The organism is Azospirillum brasilense (genome assembly GCF_022023855.1).
Lineage (GTDB): Bacteria > Pseudomonadota > Alphaproteobacteria > Azospirillales > Azospirillaceae > Azospirillum > Azospirillum brasilense_F.
This window is the reverse complement of sequence record NZ_CP059453.1, coordinates 163545-187855: the sequence shown is the minus strand read 5'-3', so window position 1 is coordinate 187855 and position 24311 is coordinate 163545. Positions and strand designations below refer to the sequence as shown.

Genomic DNA, 24311 nt, shown 5'->3' with positions numbered 1-24311 from the left:
CGCCCCGCACTCACCCCTCCGATCTGCAGACAAGAGACGCCCGCCCATGCCCGATGTTCAGGAACCGCGGACCATCGTCGCCGACCTTGGCCGCTACCTTGAGGATTTCACCGTCGGCGATGTCTACGAGCACCGCCCCGGCCGGACCATCACCGAAGCGGACAACATCCAGTTCAGCCTGCTGACGATGAACCGCCACCCCATGCACTGCGACCACGCCTTCGCCGAGAAGTCGGAGTTCGGCAAGCCGCTGGTCAACAGCGGCCTGACGCTGGCCATGGTGCTGGGCATGACGGTGGACGACGTCTCCTACAAGTCCGTCGCCAACCTCGGCTGGAAGGAGATCAAGCTGGTCGCCCCGGTCTTCCCCGGCGACACGATCTACGCGCGCTCCAAGGTGCTGGACGTCCGCGAATCCAAGAAGCGCCCGACCCAGGGCATCGTGACCACCTACACCGAGGGCTACAAGGCCGACGGCACGGTCTTCGTGACCTTCGAGCGGGCCAGCCTCGTCCCCAAGCGGGGCCACGGCATCGGCGATTGATCCGGGGCGACTGATCCGGACAACCCGGAAAGACCAGATGGCCCGAGAAGAACAAGAGGGAGGAACCATGCCCGCCACCGATCCGACCACCAATTCCATCGCCGCCACGCTGGCGGCCTTCGTCGCCGACACCCCCGACGACGCCATCCCGGCGGAGGTCCGCACCCGCGCGCCTCACCACATGCTGGACGCCGTAGGCATCGCGCTGGCCTCGACGCGCTACGACTTCGCCCATAAGACGCTGACCGCCCTGCGCGGGCTGGCGGGGGAGGGGCCGGTGCCGGTGATCGGCATGCCCGCCTCGCTGCCCGCCCGAGACGCGGCGACGGTCAACGGGCTGCTCTGCCACGGTCTCGACTACGACGACACCCACATCGGCGGCGTCATCCACCCGACCGCCAGCGTGCTGCCCGCCGTCCTGTCGGCGGCGGCGATGACCGGGGCGGACGGCCGTTCCGTGGTCAGCGCCTATGTGCTGGGCGTCGAGGTGGCGGCCCGGCTCGGCGCGGTGGCGCGCGGCGGCTTCCACCAGGTGGGTTTCCACCCGACGGGCATGATCGGCGTGTTCGGCTGCGCGCTGGCCGCCGGCCGTCTGCTCGGCCTGACCCGCGCGCAGTTGGCCGCCGCCCAGGGCATCGCTCTGTCGATGGCGAGCGGCAGCCTGGAATTCCTGGAGGACGGGGCCTGGAACAAGCGCCTGCATCCCGGCTGGGCGGCGGCGGCGGGCATCACCGCGGCGGCGCTGGCCCGTGAGGGCTTCACCGGCGTCACCCGCCCCTATGAAGGCCGGTTCGGCCTGTTCAACGCCTATCTCGGCAAGGAGGCCGGGCGCGCCGAACTCGGCATCGCCACCGCCGGCCTCGGCGGGACGTGGGAGCTGATGGCGACGGCGATCAAGCCCTATCCGGCCTGCCACTTCACCCACGCCTGCGTCGACGCCGCCCTGGAGCTGCGCCGCGACGGCCTCGACATCGCGCGCATCCGCCGCATCGAGGCGCTGGTGCCCGAACAGGTGGTCAAGACCGTCTGCGAGCCGGAGGCCAACAAGAAGCGGCCCTCCAACTCCTACGACGCGCAGTTCAGCGTGCCCTTCCTGGTCGCCGCCGCGCTGGTGCGCGGGCGCCTGACCCTGGCGGAGCTGGAGAACGACGCGCTGGGCGATGCGGCGATCCTCGACATCGCGTCGAAGGTGTCCTACCGCCACGACCCGGACTCGCCCTTTCCCAAGGCCTATTCGGGCGAGTTGGTCATCACGCTCGACGACGGGCGGGAACTCCGTCACCGCGAGCACATCAACCGCGGCGCCGCCGACCGCCCGCTGTCCAACGCCGAGATCGTGGACAAGTACCGCGGCAACGCCGCCATGGCCGTGCATGAGACCGCCGCGGCGCGCATCGCCGACGCCGTCCTCGGCCTCGACGCCAGCCCGCGCGCGGCGGACTCGCTGTCCGTGCTGTCGCCGTCCGTCCGCTGACCATCCAAACCGGGAAACACGCCATGAGCGACACCAACACCATGACCGACGCGGAACGCGACGAGCAGGAGCGCCTGATCCTCGACAGCGTGGACCGCTTCCTCGACCGCCATGTCCGGCCGGTCGCCCTGAAGCTGGAGCATGACGACACCTACCCCGACGAGATCGTCGAGCGGATGAAGGAGCTGGGCCTCTTCGGGGCGACGATCCCCGAGGAATACGGCGGGCTGGGCCTGCGCCCCTCCACCTACGCCAAGATGATCGAGCGCATCTCGTCGGTCTGGATGTCGCTGTCCGGCATCATCAACTCCCACCTCATCATGGCCTTCATCGTTACCAAGACGGGGACGGAGGAGCAGAAGGCCGCCTTCCTGCCGCGCTTCGCCACCGGCGAGCTGCGCGGCGGCCTCGCTCTGACCGAGCCGGATTGCGGCACCGACCTGCAGGCCATCCGCACGGTGGCCAAGCGCGACGGCGACGATTACGTCATCAACGGCTCCAAGACCTGGATCACCAACGGCATCCAGGGAAGCTGCTTCGCCCTGCTGGTCAAGACCGACCCGACGGCGCAGCCCCGCCACAAGGGCATGACGATGTTCCTGGCCGAGAAGGGGCCGGGCTTCAAGGTCAGCCGCAAGCTGGAGAAGCTGGGCTACAAGGGCATCGATTCCGCCGAGCTGGTCTTTGAGGACTACCGCGTCCCGGCCGACCGGCTGATCGGCGGGGTCGAGGGCCGTGGCATGGCCTGCGCCATCTCCGGCCTGGAGCTGGGCCGCGTCAACGTGGCGTCGCGCGGCGTCGGCGTCGCCCAGGCGGCGCTGGACGAATCGGTGAAGTACAGCCAGCAGCGCAAGACCTTCGGCAAGCCGATCCACGAGCATCAGGCCGTGGCGATGAAGCTGGCCGACATGGCGACCCGCGTCTCCGCGGCGCGGCTTCTCGTGCAGCAGGCGGCCAAGGCGCTCGACCGCGGCGAGCGCTGCGACTACGAGGCCGGCATGGCCAAGCTCTTCGCCTCCGAAGCGGCGGTAGAGAATTCCCTGGACGCCATGCGCATCCACGGCGGCTACGGTTACTCCAAGGAGTTCGTGGTGGAGCGGCTCTACCGCGACGCCCCCCTGCTGTGCATCGGCGAGGGAACCAACGAGATCCAGCGCATCATCATCGCCAAGCGGCTGATTGAGCAAAATCCGGTGTGAGGGTGGGTGGTCGCGACGGGCCCCCCTCCCGGCCTCCCCCCGCTTTGCAGGGGGAGGAGAAAAGCCCTCCCCTGCGAAGCGGGGGAGGGTTGGGTGGGGGCCCGTCTCGACCACGCCCACACCACACACCCTGCACACCCCATCAGGGAGACACCGCGTGCTACCCCTCGAAGGCGTCACCGTCATCGCCGTGGAGCAATACGGCGCCGGCCCGTTCGGCACCATGTTGCTGGCCGATCTCGGGGCCGAAGTCATCAAGGTCGAGAATCCCGCCGAAGGCGGCGAGGTCGGCCGGCATGTCGGCCCCCATTTCTTCGGCCCCGGCAACAGCCATTTCTACCAGTCCTTCAACCGCAACAAGCGCAGCATCACCCTCAACCTGAAGCACCCCGAGGGCATGGCGGTGCTGCACGAGCTGGTGCGCCACGCCGACGCCGTGCTGGACAACCTGCGCGGCGACCTGCCGGACAAGCTGGGCCTGACCTACGAGCATCTGAAGGCGGTCAATCCGAAGATCGTCTGCGCCCACCTGTCCGCCTACGGGCGCACGGGGCCGCGGCGGGCTTGGCCGGGCTACGACTATCTGATGCAGGCGGAGGCCGGCTACCTGTCGGTCACCGGCGAGCCGGACGGCCCGCCCGCCCGCTTCGGCATGTCGGTGGTCGACATGATGACCGGCCTGATGACCGCCTTCGGCCTCGTCTCCGGCGTGGTCGGGGCGCGGGCCAGCGGCAAGGGCTCGGACGTCGACGTCAGCCTGTTCGACACGGCGCTGCACAACATGACCTATCTCGCCACTTGGTACCTCAACGGCGGCCACAACCAGGGGCGGGAGCCGCGCTCCGCGCACCCCTCCCTGACCCCGTCGCAGCTCTACCGGACGCGCGACGGCTGGCTGTTCGTCATGTGCAACAAGGAGAAGTTCTGGCCGGTCTTCTGCGACAAGATCGGCAAGCCGGAATGGGGGGACGACCCGCGCTTCCGCAGCTTCAAGGACCGGCTCGCCAACCGCGAGCAGCTCACCGTCCTGCTGGACGAGGTGCTCGGCCAGCGCGACACGGCGGAGTGGGTAGAGATCCTCGGCGGCGCGGTTCCCGCCGCCCCGGTCCTCGACATCGCCCAGTCGCTGGAGAATCCCTTCGTCCGTGAGAGCGACCGGGTGGCCGATTTCGCCTACCCGGACGGGTCGGCCCCAGACGGAAAGGGTAAGGTGCGGATGCTGACCGGGCCGGTGCGCATCGGCGGCGAGCGGCTTCCCACCCGCCCCGCCCCGGCGTTGGGCGCCGACACCGAGGACGTGCTGGGCCGCATCGGCATCGGGCCGGAGCGCATCGCCGCCCTGCGCGAGCAGGGGGCGCTGTGAAGTCCGCCGTTCGCCAGACCTCCGTCCGCCCGTCCGCCGCGGAGGGGCCGCGCTTCCAGGAGATCCTGGAGGCGCTGCGCGCCGACATCTCGGACGGGCGGGTCGGGGTCGGCGAACGGCTGCCGACCGAGCAGGAGCTTTGCCTGCGCTTCTCCGCCAGCCGCTACACGGTGCGGGAGGCGCTGCGCCGGCTCCAGGATCTCGGCCTGATCGCGCGCCGCCAAGGCTCGGGGTCGGTGGTGACCGCCGCCCGGCCCGACGGGCGGTTCCACAACACGCTGTCCAGCCTCGCGGAGATCGGGCAGTACGCCTCCTCCACCCGGCTGGAGGTGCTGGCGGTGGAGAAGATCCTGGTGGAGGGGCGGACGGCGGAGCTTCTGCGCTCCCCGCCGGACACGCCGTGGGTCCGGGTGGTGGCGCTGCGCCGCCAGCCGGGGGAGCGGACTCCGCTCTGCTACACCGAGGTGTTCCTGCCCGCGGCCTTCGACGACGTGGCCCAGGCCATCGGCACCTTTCCGGTCGCCGTCTACGCGGTGCTGGAAAGCCGCTACGGCCTGCGCATCGAGGAGGTCGTACAGTCCATCGAGGCCACCTCGGCGGACGCCAACCTGGCGTCCCGCCTGTCGGTGGAGGTCGGCACCCCGATCCTGGTGGTGATCCGCCATTATCTGGACGCCGAAGGAAACGCGCTGGAGGTTGCGGTCAGCAGCCACGCGGCCGGACGATACCGCTATGAAATGACGCTGCAACGATCCGGGTAAGGGGGCCATTAAGGCCCTGCCCGCGGCGAACGGCCGGAAGAGCCGCGCGGGGACAGCACCGGACGGGAGGGAAGGAATGACGGAAAACTTCATCGGGGACGCCGCGGTTTGCGCGCGGACCCTGGCCAGGATCCAGGGGGTGACCCTGGACGATGCCGACGCCGCCCTGTGCGGGCGCCTGATGGCCGCCGTGCCGGGCGTGCTGGCGGCGGCGCATCCCGGCGGCTCGTTGTTCGACGTGCCGCTGGGCGCCCATGCCGCGCTCATCGCCGGGGAGCGGGCATGACCGATCCCACATCGCTGACCCTGACGGAGGCCGCAAGGGCGGTCCGCGACGGCGCGCTGCGGGCGGAAGCCCTGGCCGACGTCTGCCTGGACCGCATCGCCCGGCTGAATCCAACGCTCAACGCCTTCCTGTCGGTCGAGCCGGAGGAGGCGCTGGCCGCCGCCCGCGCCGCCGACGCGGAGGCGCGGGCCGGGCGGCTGCGCGGGCCGCTGCACGGCGTGCCGCTGGCCCACAAGGACATGTTCTACCGCACCGGAAAGCGCTGCACCTGCGGCTCCCCGACGATCCGCGGCGGGTTCCGCCCGGAGCGGACGGCCACGGTGCTGGAGCGGCTGGACGCGGCGGGGGCGGTGACGCTCGGCACGCTGCACATGGCGGAGTTCGCCATGGGGCCGACCGGGCACAACGCCCATCTCGGGCGCTGCCGCAACCCCTGGGACCCCGACCGCATCACGGGCGGCTCCTCCTCCGGCTCCGGGGCGGCGGTGGCGGGGCGGCTGGCCTTCGGCTCGCTGGGGTCGGACACCGGCGGGTCGGTGCGGCTCCCGGCGGCGCTGTGCGGCGTGGTCGGTCTGAAGCCGACGCAGGGGGCGACGCCGATGGACGGCGTGATGCCGCTGTCGGAAAGCCTGGACTGCGTTGGTCCGCTGGCCCGCAGCGCCGAGGACGCGGCGACGCTGTTCTCGGTCATCACCGGGCGGACGGACGCCGCGGACGGCATCGGCCAGGGGGTCGAGGGGCTGCGGCTGGGCATCCCGCGCCAATTCTACTACGACGGCCTGGACCCCGCCGTGGCCGCCGCGCTGGAACAGGCGCGGGCGGTGCTGGAGCGCGCCGGAGCCCGCTTCGTGGAGGTGAATATTCCCGACCACGGGCCCTACGGCGACCTCGCCAATGTCGTCTTCACGCCGGAGGCGGCGGCGGTCCATGCGCCTTGGCTGCGCGAACGTCCGCAGGACTACGGCCCGCAGGTGCGCGCGCGGCTTCTGCAGGGGCTGATGGTGCCGGCGGCCTCCTACCTCCAGGCGAAGCAGCTTCGCGCGCTTCATCTCCGGGCGATGATCGACGGCCCCTTCGCCCAATGCGACGCGCTGTTCGTCCCCGCCCTGCGCAGCCGCGTGCCGACCGCCGCGCAGACCGACGTGGGCGCCGGGCCGGCGATGGCCGCGGTGGTCGCCGGCGTGGCGGCGCTGACGCGACCGGTGTCCTACCTCGGCCTGCCGGCGCTCGTCACGCCCGCCGGCTTCGATCCGGACGGGATGCCCATCGCCATGCAACTCGTCGGGCGTCCGCAGGCGGAGGCCACGCTGCTGCGCATCGCCGACTCCTACGAGCGCGCCACCGGCTGGCTGAGCCGCGTTCCCCAGACACAGGTCTTCTCGTGAAGGGAGTTCCACCCATGCCGGGAACCGATACATTGACGTCCGCGGCGACTTCCGCGGCCCCGCACACCCAGGCGGAGGATGCCGCCTCGTCGCCGGGCCGCGGCCTGCCGGGCTGGTGGAGCTTCATCGAGGACCGCATCCTCCTGAACGTCGCCACGATCCTGATGATGGCGGCCATCGGCTTCATGTTCTACGAGGCGTCCAGCCGCTCCCTCCTGTCGGAAAGCCACTGGTGGGCGGAGGAGCTGGTCCGCTTCCTGGTGGTGTGGAGCGTCCTGCTGTCGCTGGGCGTCGGCACGCGGCACGGCCACTACATCCGTATGGACCTGCTGCTGAACATGATGCCGCACCGGGTGCGGCTGGCCTTCGCCTGGCTGAACAGTCTGATCGGGCTGGCCTTCAGCGTGCTTCTGGTGATCGCCGGATTCCAGGAGGTCGCTCACCTCCAGGCCATCGGCATGTTCACCGAATCCAACCTCGACCTACCGCTGTGGACGGTTCGGCTGGTGCTGCCGCTGGGCGGGGTGCTCTACGGCTTCGCCTTCGTCGGCAACATCATCCTGCTGCTGCGGGGCCACGACCCCGATCCGCCCGTCGAGGGCGAGAATCTCTGAACGACGGCTGAAAAAGGGAGGAAACACCATGACCACCATCGTTGCCGTCGTCAGCCTGCTGTTCTTCGTGGCCGCGGGCGTGCACATCGCCCTGGCGCTGGGCGTCATCGCGGTCGGCCTGTTGACCTTCAACTTCAACATCCCGGTCGTCCTGGTCGCGCAGATGGCCTGGGACTCCGTGGACAAATACGCGCTGGTCTGCATCCCGTTCTTCATCTTCGCCGGCAACCTGATGTCGCGCGGCAACCTCGCGCTGGTCATCCTGGAGCTGGTCGGAACGATCATCCGCTACTTCCGCGGCGGCATCGCCCTGGCGCTGGCCATGTCCAGCGTGTTCTTCGCGGCGGTCAACGGCTCGTCGGTGGCCTGCGCCGTGGCGCTCGGCCCGGCGGCGGTGAAGCTGATGCCGAAGGAGGGCTACCCACCCCGCTTCGCCGCCTCGCTGGTGGCGGTCTGCGGCACGCTGGGTCTGATGATCCCGCCGTCGCTGACCTTCATCCTGATCGGCTCCATCGTCGGCCTGCCGATCACCGATCTGTTCATCGCCGGCATCGTGCCCGGCCTGTTCGAGGCCTTCCTGCTCGCCGTCACCACGCTGATCGTCAGCCGGCTCAAGGGCTACGGCCATGTCGGCGAGCGTCCGGACTGGAAGGGCTTCGGCCAACGCCTGCCGGGTGCCGCCGGGGCGCTGATGATGCCGGTGCTCATCATCGGCACGATCTACATGGGCTGGTTCACCCCGACCGAGGTGTCGGCTCTCGCCGCCATCTACGCGGTGGTGCTGGTGACGCTGGTCTATCGCACCGCCAACCTTGCCGCGGTGTGGGAGACGGCGCGGGAGTCGGTCCTCCAGACCGTGATGATCTACGGCGTGCTGCTCGGCTCCGGCCTGCTGACCGCGGTGCTGACCCGCCTCGGCCTGTCCGCGGAGTTGACCGCGATGCTCAAGGAGGCGCAGGTCTCCCCCTTCGAGTTCCTGCTGGCGGTCAATCTGCTTCTGCTCGTCATCGGCATGTTCCTGGACGGCGTGTCGATGATCGTGCTGCTGGCGCCGATCCTGTTCCCGATGGCGCAGGCGGTGGGGGTGAACCCGATCCATTTCGCCGTCATCATGACCGCGCTGGTGGAGGTGGCGACCCTGACGCCGCCGGTCGGCCTGAACCTGTTCGTGATGAGCCGCATCACCAAGATGCCGCTCCACTCCATCGTGAAGGGGGTGCTGCCCTTCTACGGGATGCGGGTTGTCGCGCTGGTCGCCATCAACGCCTTCCCGGCCCTGTCGCTGGTCCTGCTCACGTAAGCCTTCCCTCGCGGAGCATCCTCGTACGCCGGTTGCATCGGCGCCCCGGCTCGTCCATCTTCCGGCATCATGAGGGATGCGATGTCGGACGAAGCGGACAGCCTGAAGGACAACAGCGGCGCGGCGGAGCGGGCAGAAACCCCGCTCTACCAGGAGATCGTCCGCACTTTGCTGGAGGAGATCGACGCCGGCGCCTACGCCGTCGGCGACCGCCTGCCGACCGAGCAGGAGCTGTGCAGCCGCTTCGCCGTCAGCCGCCACACGGTGCGCGAGGCGCTGCGCCGGCTTCAGGAGATGGGCTACATCCTGCGCCGCCAGGGATCGGGTTCGGTCCTGGCGGCGCGCCGTGCCGACGGGCGCTTCGTCAACTCCATCAGTTCCCTGGACGAGCTGGTGCAGTACGCCACCTCGACCCGGCTGGAAATCCTCTCGGTGGACCGCATCATCGTGGAGGAGGAACTGGCGGGCCGGCTGGGCTGCCGCCCGGAGACGCAATGGTTCCGCGTCAGCGCCCTGCGCCGCACCCGCGAGACGTCGGAGCCCTTCTCCTACGTCGAGGTCTACATCGACGCCGCCTTCTCCGACGTGGTGCGCAACCTGGAGGTGGTGCAGTACGCCATCTACACGGTGCTTGAGCAGCGCTACGGCGTCCGCATCGCCGAGGTGATGCAGGACATCGAGGCCGCCCCGGCCAGCCTGAACGTCGCCTCGCGCCTGCATGTCCCGCCGCAGTCGCCGATCCTCGTCATCACCCGGCGCTATTTCACCGAAGACGGGCGTCTGGTGGAGATCGCGGTCAACACCCATCCGGGTGCCGGTTTCCGCTACACCATGTCCCTGCAGCGGCGCTGAGAGACACGGCCTCACGGCCGACGGAACAGTGCGCCCCGCGGGTCGAGGCCCTCGCGCAGCCCTTCGGCCAACAGGTTGACGGCCAGCGCGATGGCGGCGACGGTGACCGTCGTCGCGGCGATCAGGTGGGGGGCGTCGCGCAGGTCGGCCAGCCCGTCGCGGATCAGGGTGCCCAGCGACACCGCCGGTTCCTGGATGCCCAGACCCAGGCCGCTCAACGTCGCCTCCGCCACCATGACGGGACCGATGGACAAGGCGGCGCGGATGGCGACCGGCCCGGCGACCGCCGGCAGGAGATGGCGGCGGACCGTGTGCAGCGGTCCCGCGCCCAGGGCGGCGGCGGCGCGCACATGCTCGGCGGTCCGGTTCGTCAGGGCCTGCGCCCGGCACCAGCGGACCTGCGAGGGCCACGCCGCGAGGGCGAGCGTCAGCACCATGGCCTCCGTGCCCGGACCCAGCAGAGCGGATGCGACGATGGCGAGCGACAGCTCGGGAAAGCCTTGCAGCAGGTCGGCGAGCCGAAGCACCGCCGCGTCCGTGCGCCCGCCGATCCAGCCTGCCACACCGCCCGAGGCGACGCCCAGCCCCACCGCCAGTGCGAGCGCCAGCCCGGCAATGGCGAAGGAGGTTCCCGTCCCGGCGATCAACCGGGCGGCGACGTCGCGGCCCAGCCCGTCGCAGCCCAGCGGGTGGGCGGCGGACGGCCCGGCCCAGGCCTGCCCGAGATCCATGGCGGACGGGTCGAGCGGCAGCAGAAGGGCGGCCAGGGCCAACGGCACCGCCAGCGCCGCCGCGAGCAGCAGGCCGGCGCGTCCGGTGAAGGAACGCACGGCGATCACGACGGCTTCCCATCGTCGCGCAAGCCATTGTCGTGCAAGCCATTGTCGCGAAGTCGCGGATCGGCGAGGCCGATCAGCAGCTCGGCGGTCAGGCTGATGGCGATCTGCATCAGGACGAAGACCAGGACGGTGGCTCCGGCGACCGTGTGGTCGCGGGCCAGCACCGCCTGGATGGTCAGCCGCCCCACCCCCGGCAGGGCGAAGACGGTCTCCACCGCCGCCGTGGTGGTGAGGATCGTCCCGGCCACCGATCCGGCCGCCGCCGCCAGCGGCACCAGAGCGTTCGGCAGGGCGTGGCGCAGCAGAACGGCGGTTCGTCCCAGCCCCTTGGCCTGTGCGGTGCGGATGAAGTCGCGTCCCAGCACCTCCATCACCTGGGTCCGTGTCAGGCGGGCGATCATCGCCACCGCCGGCAGGGCAAGCGCCGCCACGGCCCAGGGCGCCGTACCGGACCCCGCCAGCATCAGCCACGTCGCCAGTGCCAGCGGCGGCACCGACAGGGCCATCACCGACCCGATGGTGAGGGCAGTGCCCGGCCACGCCCGCCGGACATCCGCCGCGGCGAGGCCCAGCAGGAGTCCGAGGGGCAGGGCCAGCACCGCCGCACCCGCCATCAGCCCCAACGTCACCGGCAAGGCTTCGCCCAGCAGCGCCGTCACCGGAACGCCGCCATAGCGCAGTGATTGGCCGAGGTCGCCGCGCAGCAGGGCCAGCGTGTAGGACAGGAATTGAACGGCCATCGGCTGATCCAGCCCGGCGTCTTCCCGCAGCCGGCGGATCATTTCCGGGTCGGCGGCCCGCCCGTCGACCATGAGCAGGACCGGATCGCCGGGGAGCGCGTGGGAGGCCAGGAAGCTCGCCAGCATGGCGGCTCCGGCCAGAAGAAGAAGCCCCGGCAGGCGCCGGGCCAATCGCCAAGCCAATCGCCAAGCCAGTCGCCAGGACAGGCCATAGCGGCCGAGGCGGCGTGCCGTCATGGCAACCGGGCGGAATGGTAATCCGTCGTGCCGTCCGGCCGGATGACCACCCCGGTCACGCCGGGCCGCACCAGAGCTACGAACTGCGGCACGGGAAGAGGCACCGCCACGGCCTGCTCCCGGAGCAGGGCTTCGGCGTCCCGATAGAGCGCGTTGCGGGCGTCGGGGTCGGCGAGGCCGCGCGCCCGCTCCATGAGCCGGTCGAAATCCGGGTTGTGCCAACGGACGCGGTTCGTCGGGCTGGCGCTGTGCCATTGGGTGGCGAGCTGGTCCATGGGATCGGGGAAATCCGCCGTCCAGCCGTTGATGAACAGCGCCTCGCGCCCCTCGTTGATCGCCGCCACGAAGGCCGCGCGCTCCTGGATGCGCACGCCGACCGGAATGCCCAGCACCGCGGTGAGCTGGGCGGCGAAATAGGTGGCCTCCTCGCGCACGTTGGGGCCACCGGCGATCTGGAGCGGCGGCAATCCGCGCCCCCCGGCGTGGCCGGACTCCGCCAGAAGCGCCTTGGCCCGGTTCGGATCGGTCGGGGTCAACGGCACCGCGTCGGGGTGGTAGCCGCCCAGGCCAGGCGAGACGAAGCCGTTCGTCAGCAGCGCCCGCCCGGCATGGAGCCCGTTCACCGTGGCGACCCGGTCCAGCGCGTAACGGAACGCCTCGCGCACCCGCCGGTCGCGGAAGGGCGGGTACAGATCCTGGTTCAGGGCAAGATAGCGCACCTGCGCGCGGGGGAAGGCTGCGATCTGCCCGTCGTAGCGCGGCTGACGGACCACCGTGCGCACCGCGTTGTCGGGAAGCGGCGCGACGTCCAGCTCTCCGGCGTCGTAGCGCGCCAGCAGCGTGTTGGTGTCGGGCAGCACCGCCAGGGACACCGCCTCCACGGCTGGAGCACCGCCCCAATAATCGGCGTGGGCCTCCAGACGCACGGATTCGCCGCGCCGCCAGGACGTGAGGCGGAACGGCCCGGTGCCGCCGGACGCCCGCTCGTGCCAAGCCGGCCCGAATTCGTCCTCCATGCCGCGGTCGACGAACAGGAACGGGTAGAGTGGGAACAGCGCGTCGGGTTCGGCCAGCCGCACGACGAGTGTGTGAGGGTCGGGAATGGCGACGCCGGACAGCGAGGCGGCGGTCCCCTGCTGCAACGCCGCGGCCCCCTCGATGCCGCGCAGGTAGAAGGCGCTGTAGCCGGGCTGGGGCGTGCGCGTCAGATGGTGTTCCCAGGTCCACAGGATGTCGGCGGCGGTGAATGGGCGTCCCGAATGGAACCGCACGTCCGGGCGCAGGGCAAAGCGCCACGTCCGCCCGCCGTCCGGCGTCTCCCAACGGGTGGCCAGCGCCGGAACGGCGTTGCCGGCGGCGTCGACGGCGGTGAAGCCCTCGTAGACCTGCCGCAGGACACCGGATGAGACCAAGCCGGGAAAGGCGAACGGATCGATGGTCGTCAGATCGTCGGAAAGGCTGGCCCGCAAGATTCCCGCCGCTGCCGGAAACACGGCACCCGCGACACCGGTCACGATGGCCAGGGCGGTCAGGAGCAGACGCAGAGCGGCGGGCAGGGGCATGATGCGGGACGTTGCGGGGCGATAGGGGCGGGGCGATGGGCGGAAAATAGGAAAAACAGACGCCCCTGCCTCCTTCACGGTCTCCGGCCAGAGCGGAACCGGAACTGCACCGGACGTCCGCCATATGTATGCACAAGAGTGCGTCCATATCCAGGTATTCGCGCGGCCGGCGATGCATCGGGCAGCATACCCGGATTTGATCAGACGCGCGACCCGAAATGCCAGCAGATCGTCGTCACCTGCCGCACGATTCCCGCTTGGTTGCGCAGCCCGGTCTTGCCCAGGATGGACGAGACCTGATTGTAGACGGTGCGCCGCTCCACCCCGCGATCCTCGGCGATCTCGTCGACGCTCCGGCCGGAGCACAGGGCCAGCGCGATCTCGGCTTCCGATCCGGTGATCTGGAGAAGCTCGGCGACGGCGCGCGCCGACACGGCGGGCAGGATATCCGGATCGACGAGAGTCAGGAGGAGGATGCCGGTCATTGGGCCGCCGCTTCCGACGCTTTGGGCCGGCGGCTCCGACAGGGTGGCGAAATAGGGCGACGGCTGGTCCAGGCGCGACACGCGCAACGTGATCGGCGTACGGGTGCGGCGGCGGAAGAAGCCGGCGGCCCGCTTCGACAGTTCCGCCTGTTCGGCGGGTGCGTCCGGGATGATCAGCCGGCCGCCGACCAGGGACAGCCCGTCTCCCCGCGCCACGATGGAGGCGAAGGACTGGTTGCCGTCGATGACCTGGCAGCGCGGCGTCAGAAGCGCCGCCGGGTAGGGCAGGGCATCGAGAAGCCGGACGACGAAGGTGGGCTGGCCCGACGGCGGCAGGACGCTGCCGCCGTTGAGGGAGATCAGGCTGTCGAAGCCGCCCCGGACGCTGTCCTGGACGTTGCTGGTGACGTCGCGCCGGATCTGGTACCACCAGCCGTCCGTGTCGTCCAACCGCTCGTAGGTGATCTGGATGACCCGCCCGTCGGAATGGAGCGTGAAGGACTGCCAGAACCGGTTGAACCGGCGGAGATCCTCGGCATAGCCGATCCATCGCGCCGGATCGGAATAGATGGTGTCCGAGCTGAACTTCTTGTGCTTCACGCATTCCCACACGATGTCGCGGAACGTCACCGAGCGTGAGAAGTCGATGAAGGGATAGATCGTCTTCTGCTTGTCGTTGGTTGCCAGCAGCGTGTCGCTCTTGTCGAAGACGGTGAGCGCGGCGTTCATGTCCCGGGCGCGGCTGGAGAGGTCGTGGACCAGATCGGACATCAATCCTTCCTCCCTTTCGCTGCCAGGGGTGACGGGATGCGCCCCTGACCGTGGCCTGGGCCGCCGGTCAGGGGAGCGTTCGCGGAGCGCGCTGCCAATCGTATGAATTTAGCAGCAAAACAACCGCATCATGCAACGGTCAATACGATGGTATGACGCTCAGGCCGCCTCGACCGTGAGGTAGCAGCCGGCGAGTTCCTCCGTTCCCAGTTCCACGCCGAGCGTCGTCCGGAAGGCGTCCTGGGTGTTGGCGACAGCCTTCTGCCAGGCGGCGGCGTCGGGAGCGTCCGGGTGATGGTGAACCCGGGCGCCGACAAGACGCATCATGTCCGCCTCGTAACGGTCCATGAACAGGATGTGCTCGTGCCAAGCCGCGTCGGCCGCCTTCGTCGGGACCAGGATCAGGTTCGGCTTCGCCGCGACCACGACGAGGAACTGGCGGTAGGCCTCGACCGACGCCGCGGCCTGATCCGACGTGTAGCCGGCCATCTCGAGCCGCTTGTTGATGAAGGAGAGGTCGAGGTTCGCCGGCTGCACGGACGAGACGCGTTCGCTGTTGTCGTTCATTCTCGATGGTCCTTTCAGAAGGGAATGAGGTTCACTTCGGTCCTCGAAGACCTCCGCCCGATGACGCCGGCCCGTGCCTTGCGGGAAAACGTTGCCCGCAGTGGCATCCGGCAGGATTCAGGCGAGAGGTGTCCTGACCGGCGGTGTCCCGCCGGCCGATGCCTGTGCGTGGCACCGTTCGGCTTGATCTGGCTGATGCCGTGGGCAAGCCGCCAAGGCTGCGTTCGCGTGCGCCGCGCGTCCCGTACGCTCCTGCAACAGGCCCGCCATGCGCCCCTCCTGCATACCCGAGTGTATCATAGTAGCGGTTGTGCAAGCGCTCAAGGACATATCGCGTATTTGTATTGAATCTGTCGATGATAGTTTCCCAAGGTGGAATACATACGCGTTCATTTTCTCTGTGGTGATGGCCGATTCTTGTGAAACATCTCACTTGATAGGATCGTTTCCGTTGCTATCCGCGGAAGAGTTGGTATCTTCTGCGTGAGGTTGCAAATCCATGTCATTGTCATGGGGTTCCGGATGCAGGACCGGCGAGCACATCCTTTTTCTTCGCCATGGCTCAACGGACTGCTCGCAGAGGCTTTGCGACGTCCGGTTCTCGACGGGGCCGAGGACGCTCTGATCCTTGCGGACCTCTTCGCCGCGGTTGCGCCGCCGCTCCCCGCGGATGCGATCACCCGGGCCTCACGGGCCAGCGGCTGGCTGCATCAAGCGGTGGCGACGGCGCAGGAACAGCCTCCGCATCGGGTGGGCCGGGACCTGAGGAGCTTCGCCGACTACATGGTCGAGGCGGTGCGGTTGATGCAGCGGCACGGCCATTTCCAAGACCGCAACGACCGTCAGCGGGTGAAGGCCCTCCTGAAGAAAGCGGGTGGGCGTGGGGCGGTGCCGGACCGGACCGCCGCCGCGGAGCGTCTGCTGGCCGCCGCCGAAAGCCCGGACGCGGGGCGGTCGGACGCGATCGCCGAGGCCCTGGGCACCGGGGCGCTCGGTCCGCCGGGCGGTCTCGATTCCGCGACGACGGTGCTGCTCGGATTGGCGGCCCTGCCGGTGGACAAGCGCCGGACGCGGCTGCACGGCATGGGCATGGCCCTGCGGGCGCCATCGCCACCAGGGGGCTGGAATGGCTGAGGCGTCTCACAGGAGAGCGGGTTGCGGACCCCCTCAAGGACTCAGGGCAGCATGATCGCCGACTGCCATTGCTGCAGGAAGCGTTCCCGCTTCAGCCGGTCGAGGAACACCAGCAGGGCCGGGCTGAGGGCGATGGGGTGCAGCGGCGCCGCCGTGCTGGAGCGCAGGCCCGACGCCGACGCCTCCCGCTTGATGCCGGAGGAGATGGCGTAGAGGGCGGAGCGGTCGGCCACCACCTCCTGCCCGCGCGGCGACAGCAGATAGTCGATGAACCGGCCGGCGAGTTGCGGCCGGGGCGCCGTCCGGGGGATCACCGCGACGCGGGAGATGACCAGCGTGTAGTCCTCCGGCACCACGATGCCGATGGGCGCCCCCGCCGCCGCCCGCGCCCGCGCGTAGGAGCCGAGGACGTTGTAGGCGATCAGCACCTCCCCCCGCTCCACCATATCGAGGATCTCGCCGGAGCAGCAGGCCAGCCGCGCCTGGGCGTTGCCCATCATCGCGACGAGCTGCCAGTACTGGCCGAACAGCAGGGCGTCGTGGGATGCCAGCAGATAGCCGATGCCGCTGGTGGCCGTGTCGTAGGTGGCGACGCGCCGGCTGAAGCGCGCCGGGTCGTCCCGCAGCAGCCGGATCAGCGCCGGGCGCGTGCGCGGCACCTCGGCGTCCGGCAGGAGGTCGCGGTTGTAGGCGATCACCGCCGGCTCGAAGGTGAAGCCGAAGGCTTCGCCCCGCCAGTTCGCCCAGTCCGGCAGCGCGTCGGTCAGGGCGGAGCGGTGGGGCTGGGTGTGACCGTCGTTGACCAGCTTCACCTGCAGGTCGGAGGCGGAGCTGATGAGCAGGTCGGGAGTCTCCGCCGCGGCCCCCTTGGCCGGCACGGCCACCGCCTCGGCGTAGAGGTCGGCGGTGTCCATGTCCTTGTAGTCGATGGTGACGTCGGGGTGGAGCTGCTGGAAATCGAGGACCAGCGGCTCGATAGCCTGCCGGTCGGTGGCGGAATGGATGCGCAGCCGCTCCCGCTCGCCGCCGGGGGCGGGGTAGGTGAGCAGCTGCGCCGCCTGCGCGGCCTGCATCCAAGGCGCCCAGAGCAGGGCGACGAGGACCAGAAGGGGCAGCAGGGCCCGCGCGGCCCCTCCCCCCGCCGCGGCCCCTCCCCCCGCCGTGGTGATTCCGCCGCCCACCTCCGGGAAGTCGATGCGTGCGATCAGCCCGCCGCCGGGGCGGTCGAGCAGGGACAAATCCGCTCCGTGCGCCTCGACCACCGAGGTGACGATGGCGAGGCCCAGCCCGCTGCCCGCCACCCCGGCGGCGGAGCTGCCGCGCCCGAACCGCTCCAGCACGCGGCGCTTCTCGGCGTCCGGCACGCCGGGGCCGCGGTCGGCGATCTCCACGCGCAGACCGCGCCCGTTCGGCCGGGAGGTTAGCGTCAGGTCGATGGGGCCGGACGGGCCGGCGTACTTCACCGCGTTGTCGAGCAGGTTGGTCAGCGCCTCGCGCAGGCTGATGGCGTCGCCGGGGACGGTGGCGGGTTCCGCCGCGCGGTCGATGTCCAGGCGGATCGCCGTGTCGCCGGCCACCGCGCGGGCACGCTGGAACACCTGCTCCAGCAAGGCGCCGAGATCGACGTCCTCGGGCTTCAGCGCCTCGCTGCGGTGAATCACCATGGCGTGGTTGAGGAGCTGGCTGGTCAGCTGGCTGGCCTCCACCGCGTTGCGGTGCACGCGCTGGGCGATGCGGTGCAGGGCGTCGGGGTCGTCCTCGTCGATGGCGAGTTCGGCCTGCAGGCGCAGACTGGCCAGCGGTGTGCGGATCTGGTGGGCGGCGTCGGCCAGGAAGGTTTGCATGGTGTCGAGGTTGGATTTGAGCCGCGCCATGAGTTGGTTGATCGCCTGGACGAGCTGCGAGACCTCCTGCGGCGGCGGCATGGCGATGGGGGAGAAGTCGTGGGGCTGCCGCTCGCGGATCATCCGCTCCAGCGAGCCCAGCGGGGCCAGCGCCTGCCGCACCCCGAACCAGATCAGCCCGCCCGCCGCGACCACGGTGAAGGCGATGGGAAGGAAGGCGTTCGCCAGGATGTCGCGGGCCAGCGCTCCGCGCTCCTCCCGCGTCTGGGCGACGGCGATGGTGACCCAGCCGCCGAGGTCCGGCTGTGCCGCGAAGCGCTTCAGGACGGCGACGCGCACCGGCATGCCGCGGAAGGTGGCGTTCTCGAACCGGGTGGCGGAGTCGCTGGCGGCCGCGCCGGCGACCCCGGTCCTGGCGGGCGCCACCGGCAGGTCGTGGTAGCCGGTGACCAGCTCGCCGTCCGGCGCGGTGATCCGGTAGAAGACGCGGTCGCGCCGGGCCTGGGCCAGGATGCCCAGCGAGGAATAGGGCAGGTCGACGGAAAAGCGTCCGTCCTCAACCCGCACCGTGTCGGAGATCGACAGGGCCGACGCCATCAGCAGCCGGTCGAAGGCGGCGTCGGCGGCGCGCTGGGCGTAGGCGCTGACGAACAGGAACAGGCCGGCGGTCAGGACGGCCAGCACGCCGAGCAGCCGGATGAACAGCCGCCGCCGCAGCGAGAATCCCTCAGCCTTCGGCACACACTTCCGCCACATAGCCCAGCCCCCGAACCGTCCGGATCTCCACCGACGCGCCCTCCAGCTTGCGCCGGAGGCGGGAGACATACAACTCGATGGCGTTCAGCGCGGTGGGCTGGTCGAGGCTGAACAGCCGGTCCATCAGGTCCTCCTTCGACAGGACGGTGTTCAGGTTGCTGAGAAACAGCTCCAGCAGCCGGAACTCGCGGCCGCCCAGATCGACGGGACGGGCGTCGATCAGAACTTTCTTGGCCGCGGCGTCGAAGACCAGATTGCCGAACTGCGTGCGCGAGGAGGCGAGCCCGTGCGAGCGGCGCAGCAGGGCGCGGCAGCGTGCCTCCAGCTCCCGCAGGTCGAAGGGCTTCACGATGAAGTCGTCGGCGCCGAGGTCGAGCAGATCGACCCGCACGTTCACCTGCGAGCGGGCGGTCATCACCAGGACCGGCGTGACGTCCCGGCGCTGGCGCAGGCGGTTCAGCAGCGTCTGCCCATCCACCCCCGGCAGCATGATGTCGAGCAGGACGAGCTGGTACGCCTCCTGGCGCAGCAGCTCCTCCGCCTCGTCGCCGGTCGGCGCCCAGTCGACAGCGTAACCCAGCTTGCGCAGCCGGTGGACGATGGCGTCGGCCAGATCCTCGGTGTCCTCGACGACGAGTATGCGCATGGTCCGTCTCCGGCCTTCATAGCCCTCTCCCCTCTGGGGAGAGGGTGGCCCGAAGGGCCGGTGAGGGGGATGCGCGAGGCGGTACGTTCGGCAAAAGCGCAACCCCCTCACCCTAACCCTCTCCCCGCTTTCGGCGGACCAAAGGTCCGCCTGTCGCGTCAGCGCAAACGAAGTTTGCGCGAGAGCGGAGGGGAGAGGGGACATGAGTCCATATCAGTGCGCCATGAAGATGGGAATGGCCGGCGGTTCGCGCAGTACATCGAGCGTCACGCCACCCCACACCCGTTCGCGGACCCGGCTGTGGCCGTAGGCGCCCATCACCAGCAGGTCGCAGCCGGCCTCCGCCGCCGTCTCCTGCAAAGCCCGGCCGACCACGCGGCCCGACGCGGTGACCTTGCGGATGGTCGCCGCGACGCCGTGCAGGGCGAGGTAGGCCGAAAGGCGGTCGGGGTCGGCGGTGCGTCCGGGATCGGCGACCTCCGCCGACAGGATGACCGCCTTGCCGGCGCGTTGCAGAAGCGGCAATGCCGCCGCGACCGCCCGCGAGGCCGCGGCCCCGCCGTCCCAGGCCACGGCGACCGCGGACCCGACCGAGGCCGGTTCGGCCGCCGGCGCCAGCAGCAGGGGGCGGCCCGAGCCGAACAGGGTGGCCTCGATGGCCGGCCCCATGGCGTTGGTCCTGTCGGAGGTCTGGGCGATCACCACCAGATCGGCGAGCCGCGCTTCCTCCGCCAGGGTTTCGGCCAGCGGGCCGGTCGCCTGCTGCCAGGAGGCGGAGAGCCCGTCCGCCGCCTCGCCGCCGGTCAGGCTGTCCGCCTCCGCGGCGCCGAAGCGGTTGCGGAATTCCTCGAACAGGTCGTGGGCGGAGTCGATCACCCGCGCCTGATCCTCCTGCCCGATGCGGATGAGCTGCTCGACCAGCGCCTTGGGGATCGCGGCGCTTTCCACCGAGGTGCGGATTTCGACCTGCGGCATGACGCTCAACCCCTCCACATGGGCGCGGAAGCGGGTGGCGAGCAGAAAGGCCGTGGCGATGGCGCGGCGGTCCAACGGCCGCCCGGTCAGGGGAACCAGTACCTTCTTGATCATCGGAAGCGCTCCGTCACGATAGCCGGGAGGTGTGCATGAGGACTTCGTTGCTGCCGCGCCAGATCATGTCGAGCGCCACATAGGTGATGATGACGAGACCGACCCAGCCGACCCAGCGGTGCTTGTGCAGCACATGCGCGATCATGTTGGCCGCGGCCCCCATCAGCACGACGGACAGCAGCAGGCCGATGACCAGGATGGTGGGGTGGTCCTTGGCGGCGCCGGCCACCGCCAGCACGTTGTCGAGCGACATCGACACGTCGGCGACGACGATCTGCCAGATCGCCGCGCCCACCGTGACCCCGCCGACCGCGGCACCGGCGGCGGCGCTTCCGGACACGCCCACCGGCGTGTCGGGGGCGTCCATCGCCTCGTCGGGCGCCACCTCGTCCGTCCCGTGGGAGCGCAGCTCCCGGTACATTTTCCAGCAGACCCACAGCAGCAGCACGCCGCCGGCCAGCGTCAGCCCGATGATGGCGAGAAGCTGCGTGGTGATCAGGGCGAAGAAGATGCGCAGGACGATGGCCGCACCGATGCCCCAGAAGATCACCTTGCGGCGCTGCGCCAGCGGCACCGCGGCGGCGGCCATGCCGACGACGATGGCGTTGTCGCCGGCCAGAACGAGGTCGATGGCGATGACCTGTCCCAAGGCGGCGAGCTGGGACCAGAGATCGACGCTTTCCATGGAAAAGTCCTTCGAGGAATGGCAGTCTTACGTCGCGGGATGGGTGCCGGACGGGGAGGCGCTGCCGCCCTTGCCCGCCCCATTGCTCCGGTAGCGCAGGACCATCGGGCCGATCACCAGCAGGGCGGCGATGATCAGCAGGACCGCCGAGATCGGGTGGGTCAGGAAGACCGAGGGGTCACCCTGGCTGATCGCCAGCGCGCGGCGGAACTGCTGTTCGGCCAGCGGACCCAGGATCAGCCCGACCACGCAGGGCGCCACCGGCACGTTCAGAACACGCATGCCGAAGCCGGCCAGCCCGATCACCCACAGGATGACCAGATCGATGACGTTGTTGTTCAGCGTGTAGGCGCCGAGCGACGAGAAGACCAGGATGCCGGCGTACAGCCAGGGCCGCGGGATCAGCAGCAGTTTCACCCAGAAGCCGACCAGCGGCAGGTTCAGCACCAGCAGAAGCACGTTGCCGATGTAGAGGCTGGCGATCATGCCCCAGACCAGCTCGGGGTTGTTGTCGAACAGCGTCGGGCCGGGCTGCAGGCCGTACTGCTGGAAGGCGGCGAGCATGATGGCGGCGGTCGCCGAGGTCGGCAGGCCGAGCGACAGCAGCGGCGCCAGCACACCGGCGGCCGACGCGTTGTTGGCGGCCTCCGGTCCGGCGACGGCCTCGATGGCGCCCTTGCCGAACTCCTCCGGCTTCTTCGCCAGACGCTTCTCGACCAGATAGGACAGGAAGGTCGGGATCTCGCTGCCGCCCGCCGGCAGGGTGCCGATGGGGAAGCCCAGCAGCGTGCCGCGCAGCCATGGCTTCCACGAGCGCGCCCAGTCCTCGCGGCTCATCCATTTGGAGCCCTTGAGCGCGTAGATCTCCTCCGTCTCGAAGCGGTGGCGGGAGGCGACGTAGAGTGTCTCGCCGACCGCGAACAGGCCGACCGCGACGACCACCGTGTCGATGCCGTCCAGCAATTCCGGCACGCCGAAGGCCAGCCGCGCCTGACCGGTCTGCATGTCGATGCCGACCAGACCCAGCGCCAGCCCGAGGAACAGGCTGGCCAGACCGCGGGCCAGCGAGCTGCCCAGCACCGCGGTGACGGTGGTCAGCGCCAGCACCATCAGTGCGAAATACTCGGCCGGGCCGAACAGCAGGGCCATCTTGACCATCAGCGGTGCGACGAAGGTCAACGCCGCGGTGGCGATGGTGCCGGCGATGAAGGAGCCGATGGCGGCGGTCGCCAGCGCCTGGGCGCCGCGGCCTTGGCGGGCCATGGCGTGGCCGTCGATGGCGGTGACGATGCTGCCGGACTCGCCCGGCGCGTTCAGCAGGATCGAGGTCGTCGAGCCGCCGTACATCGCGCCGTAATAGATGCCGGCGAACATGATGAAGGCGGAGGTCGGCTCCAGCCCGTAGGTGACCGGCAGCAGCAGCGCCACGGTCAGCGCCGGGCCGATGCCGGGCAGCACGCCGACCGCGGTGCCCACCGTCACGCCGATCGCCGACCACAGAAGGTTGTAAGGGGTCAGCGCCACGAGGAAGCCATGGCCCAGGGCGGCAAGGGTGTCCATTGTGCAGTTTCCTTCCCGAAGCGGGGGCCCGAAGCAGGGGCCCGAAGCAGGGCTTGTCCGGCGTTCCTACTCGGCGTCGGGGGACGTGAGCCGTTCGACGATGCTGCCCTCGGGCAGGTTCAGGCCGAGCCCGTAATTGAAGGCCACGAAGGTGAAGGCGGCGAGCGCCAGCCCGATGGCGAGATTGACCATCAGCCGCCGGCCGCCGAAGGCGCGGGAGACCGCGGCGAACAGGATGGTGGTGGAGGGTATCCAGCCCAACGTGTCAAGCAGCAGGAACTGGACGGCCAGCCCCGCCGCGACCAGCGCCACCGCCCACAGGTCCAGTTCCAGCCCCTCGGCGTGGGCGACGGCCCCGGCGAAGGCTTCGCGCAACAGGGACAGGCCGACCAGGACCAGGCCGCCCGAGATCAGGTAGGGGAACAGGGCAGGGCCGACCACCGCCCGGCCGACGCTCGGGGTCAGCATGGTCTCGACCGCGATCAAGCCCCCAAGGGCGAACAGCCCGCCGCCCAGCACCGCCTCTCCGGCGCGCATGCTCCGACCGGTGGTCATCGCTTCATCCTCCCAGACTGTTTTTTTGCGGACCGGTGGGCGCGGCGACCGCGCCCACCCGGTTCGGTTCTCACTTCACGAGGCCGATGTCCTTCAGCGTGCCCTCGATCTGCGCGCGCTCCTGCTTCAGGAAAGAGGCGAACTCGGCTGAGGGCTGGTAGAGGTCGATCCAGCCGCGCTGCTTCACGGCCTGCTTCCACTCGTCGCTGGCGACGGCCTTGGCGACGGCTTCCTGGAGTTCCTTCAGCTCGGCCGGCTTGGCGGAGGCCTGGGCGAAGACGCCGCGCCAGTTCACGAACTCCAGGTCGACGCCCTGCTCCTTCAGGGTCGGCGTGTCGGAGCCCGGCAGGCGCTGCGGGGCGGAGACGGCGATGGCGCGCAGCTTGCCCGCCTGGAACTGCGGGGCGAACTCGCTGTAGCCGCCCATGCCGAGCGTGACGTGGCCGCCCAGCGCCGAGGCCAGCAGCTCGCCGCCGCCCGCGGTGGCGACGTAGTTGACCTTGTTCGGATCTACGCCGACCGACTTGGCGATCAGGCCGGCCAGGATCTGATCGCTGCCGCCCGCCGAGCCGCCGCCCCAGGAGACCGAGCCGGGGTCCGCCTTGAACTTCTTGATCAGGTCGTCGAAGGTCTTGATGGGCGAATCCGGCGGAACGACGATGGCGGTGTACTCGCCGGTCAGCCGGGCCAGCGGGGTCACCTGATCGAGCGTCACCGCCGACTTGTTGGTGACGATGGCGCCCAACATGATCTGGCCGCCGACCAGCACCGTCGGGGTGCGCTTCTTGGCGGTGACGAACTGGGCGAGGCCGACCGTGCCGCCGGCGCCGGGGATGTTCACGACCTGGATGTTGGAGGCCAGCTTCTGGTCCTGAAGGACCTGCTGGAGCGTGCGGGCGTGCTGGTCCCAGCCGCCGCCGGGGCTGGCCGGGGCGATGATCTCCAGCCCCTTTATCTCGGCCAGCGACGGGGTGGCGGCGAGGGTTGCCGTGGCGAGGACGGCGGCGGTCAGGACGCCCTTCACGGCGCCCGGCATGCGGATGGTCATGACGCTTCGCTCCAT

General features: G+C 70.0%; 23 protein-coding genes. 11 read left to right on the top strand and 12 right to left on the bottom strand.

The window, feature by feature from the left end; genetic code table 11:
- Nucleotides 1-46: 46 nt before the first annotated feature.
- From H1Q64_RS30565 to H1Q64_RS30520, 10 genes are all read left to right on the top strand, one after another.
- Nucleotides 47-544 carry a MaoC family dehydratase gene (locus H1Q64_RS30565; RefSeq protein ID WP_094306085.1) on the top strand — a complete coding sequence of 166 codons (498 nt, stop codon included), beginning with the start codon at nt 47-49 and terminating at the stop codon, nt 542-544.
- A 67-nt stretch (nt 545-611) separates the two neighbouring features.
- The gene (locus H1Q64_RS30560; protein WP_237908084.1) at nt 612-2018 is read left to right on the top strand and encodes an MmgE/PrpD family protein; all 1407 of its coding nucleotides are present in this window, start codon (nt 612-614) and stop codon (nt 2016-2018) included.
- 23 nt (nt 2019-2041) lie between these two features.
- Nucleotides 2042-3217, top strand: coding sequence for an acyl-CoA dehydrogenase family protein (locus H1Q64_RS30555; RefSeq protein ID WP_237908083.1), 1176 nt, complete (start codon nt 2042-2044; stop codon nt 3215-3217).
- A gap of 157 nt (nt 3218-3374) precedes the next feature.
- A complete protein-coding gene (locus tag H1Q64_RS30550; protein WP_237908082.1) occupies nt 3375-4580 on the top strand; it encodes a CaiB/BaiF CoA transferase family protein in 1206 nt (401 codons plus the stop codon).
- Nucleotides 4577-5341 carry a GntR family transcriptional regulator gene (locus H1Q64_RS30545; RefSeq protein WP_237908081.1) on the top strand — a complete coding sequence of 255 codons (765 nt, stop codon included), beginning with the start codon at nt 4577-4579 and terminating at the stop codon, nt 5339-5341. Before H1Q64_RS30550 ends, H1Q64_RS30545 begins: the two co-directional genes overlap by 4 nt.
- Before the next feature lie 76 nt (nt 5342-5417).
- A complete protein-coding gene (locus H1Q64_RS30540; protein WP_237908080.1) occupies nt 5418-5627 on the top strand; it encodes a hypothetical protein in 210 nt (69 codons plus the stop codon).
- Complete coding sequence (locus tag H1Q64_RS30535) at nt 5624-7012, top strand: amidase (protein ID WP_237908079.1); 1389 nt, start codon at nt 5624-5626, stop codon at nt 7010-7012. Before H1Q64_RS30540 ends, H1Q64_RS30535 begins: the two co-directional genes overlap by 4 nt.
- Before the next feature lie 14 nt (nt 7013-7026).
- On the top strand, nt 7027-7626 hold the full coding sequence (locus H1Q64_RS30530) for a TRAP transporter small permease (RefSeq protein WP_237908078.1): 600 nt from the start codon (nt 7027-7029) through the stop codon (nt 7624-7626).
- Between the two features lie 28 nt (nt 7627-7654).
- A complete protein-coding gene (locus H1Q64_RS30525) occupies nt 7655-8926 on the top strand; it encodes a TRAP transporter large permease (RefSeq protein WP_237908077.1) in 1272 nt (423 codons plus the stop codon).
- 81 nt (nt 8927-9007) lie between these two features.
- Nucleotides 9008-9778: a GntR family transcriptional regulator gene (locus tag H1Q64_RS30520; protein WP_237908076.1), complete on the top strand. Its 771-nt coding sequence runs from the start codon at nt 9008-9010 to the stop codon at nt 9776-9778.
- Nucleotides 9779-9789: 11 nt separating this feature from the next.
- On the opposite strand, the gene H1Q64_RS30515 is transcribed toward H1Q64_RS30520, so the two are convergent.
- The 5 genes from H1Q64_RS30515 to H1Q64_RS30495 form a co-directional block, all read right to left on the bottom strand.
- Nucleotides 9790-10617 carry an ABC transporter permease gene (locus tag H1Q64_RS30515; protein WP_237908075.1) on the bottom strand — a complete coding sequence of 276 codons (828 nt, stop codon included), beginning with the start codon at nt 10615-10617 and terminating at the stop codon, nt 9790-9792.
- Nucleotides 10614-11594 carry an ABC transporter permease gene (locus tag H1Q64_RS30510; RefSeq protein ID WP_237908074.1) on the bottom strand — a complete coding sequence of 327 codons (981 nt, stop codon included), beginning with the start codon at nt 11592-11594 and terminating at the stop codon, nt 10614-10616. The genes H1Q64_RS30515 and H1Q64_RS30510 overlap by 4 nt, the downstream gene beginning before the upstream one ends.
- Nucleotides 11591-13156, bottom strand: coding sequence for an ABC transporter substrate-binding protein (locus H1Q64_RS30505; protein WP_237908073.1), 1566 nt, complete (start codon nt 13154-13156; stop codon nt 11591-11593). The genes H1Q64_RS30510 and H1Q64_RS30505 overlap by 4 nt, the downstream gene beginning before the upstream one ends.
- 200 nt (nt 13157-13356) lie before the next feature.
- Nucleotides 13357-14412: a helix-turn-helix transcriptional regulator gene (locus H1Q64_RS30500; protein ID WP_237908072.1), complete on the bottom strand. Its 1056-nt coding sequence runs from the start codon at nt 14410-14412 to the stop codon at nt 13357-13359.
- 159 nt (nt 14413-14571) lie between these two features.
- The gene (locus H1Q64_RS30495) at nt 14572-14979 is read right to left on the bottom strand and encodes a glycine-rich domain-containing protein (RefSeq protein ID WP_237908071.1); all 408 of its coding nucleotides are present in this window, start codon (nt 14977-14979) and stop codon (nt 14572-14574) included.
- A 585-nt stretch (nt 14980-15564) separates the two neighbouring features.
- Between H1Q64_RS30495 and H1Q64_RS30490 the strand changes: the two genes are divergently transcribed.
- Entirely contained in the window at nt 15565-16113 is a 549-nt protein-coding gene (locus H1Q64_RS30490; protein WP_237908070.1) for a hypothetical protein, read from the top strand.
- Between the two features lie 41 nt (nt 16114-16154).
- Here H1Q64_RS30490 and H1Q64_RS30485 read toward each other — a convergent pair whose 3' ends face one another.
- The 7 genes from H1Q64_RS30485 to H1Q64_RS30455 form a co-directional block, all read right to left on the bottom strand.
- Nucleotides 16155-18698 carry an extracellular solute-binding protein gene (locus tag H1Q64_RS30485; RefSeq protein ID WP_237908069.1) on the bottom strand — a complete coding sequence of 848 codons (2544 nt, stop codon included), beginning with the start codon at nt 18696-18698 and terminating at the stop codon, nt 16155-16157.
- Nucleotides 18685-19359, bottom strand: a complete 675-nt coding sequence (locus H1Q64_RS30480; protein ID WP_145627705.1) for a response regulator transcription factor — start codon at nt 19357-19359, stop codon at nt 18685-18687. The genes H1Q64_RS30485 and H1Q64_RS30480 overlap by 14 nt, the downstream gene beginning before the upstream one ends.
- A 213-nt stretch (nt 19360-19572) precedes the next feature.
- On the bottom strand, nt 19573-20448 hold the full coding sequence (locus H1Q64_RS30475; protein WP_237908068.1) for a universal stress protein: 876 nt from the start codon (nt 20446-20448) through the stop codon (nt 19573-19575).
- 13 nt (nt 20449-20461) lie between these two features.
- A complete protein-coding gene (locus H1Q64_RS30470) occupies nt 20462-21133 on the bottom strand; it encodes a TerC family protein (RefSeq protein ID WP_237908067.1) in 672 nt (223 codons plus the stop codon).
- Between the two features lie 27 nt (nt 21134-21160).
- On the bottom strand, nt 21161-22693 hold the full coding sequence (locus tag H1Q64_RS30465; protein WP_237908066.1) for a tripartite tricarboxylate transporter permease: 1533 nt from the start codon (nt 22691-22693) through the stop codon (nt 21161-21163).
- Between the two features lie 66 nt (nt 22694-22759).
- A complete protein-coding gene (locus H1Q64_RS30460) occupies nt 22760-23248 on the bottom strand; it encodes a tripartite tricarboxylate transporter TctB family protein (protein ID WP_237908065.1) in 489 nt (162 codons plus the stop codon).
- A gap of 70 nt (nt 23249-23318) precedes the next feature.
- Nucleotides 23319-24296, bottom strand: coding sequence for a Bug family tripartite tricarboxylate transporter substrate binding protein (locus tag H1Q64_RS30455; protein WP_237908064.1), 978 nt, complete (start codon nt 24294-24296; stop codon nt 23319-23321).
- Nucleotides 24297-24311 lie beyond the last annotated feature (15 nt).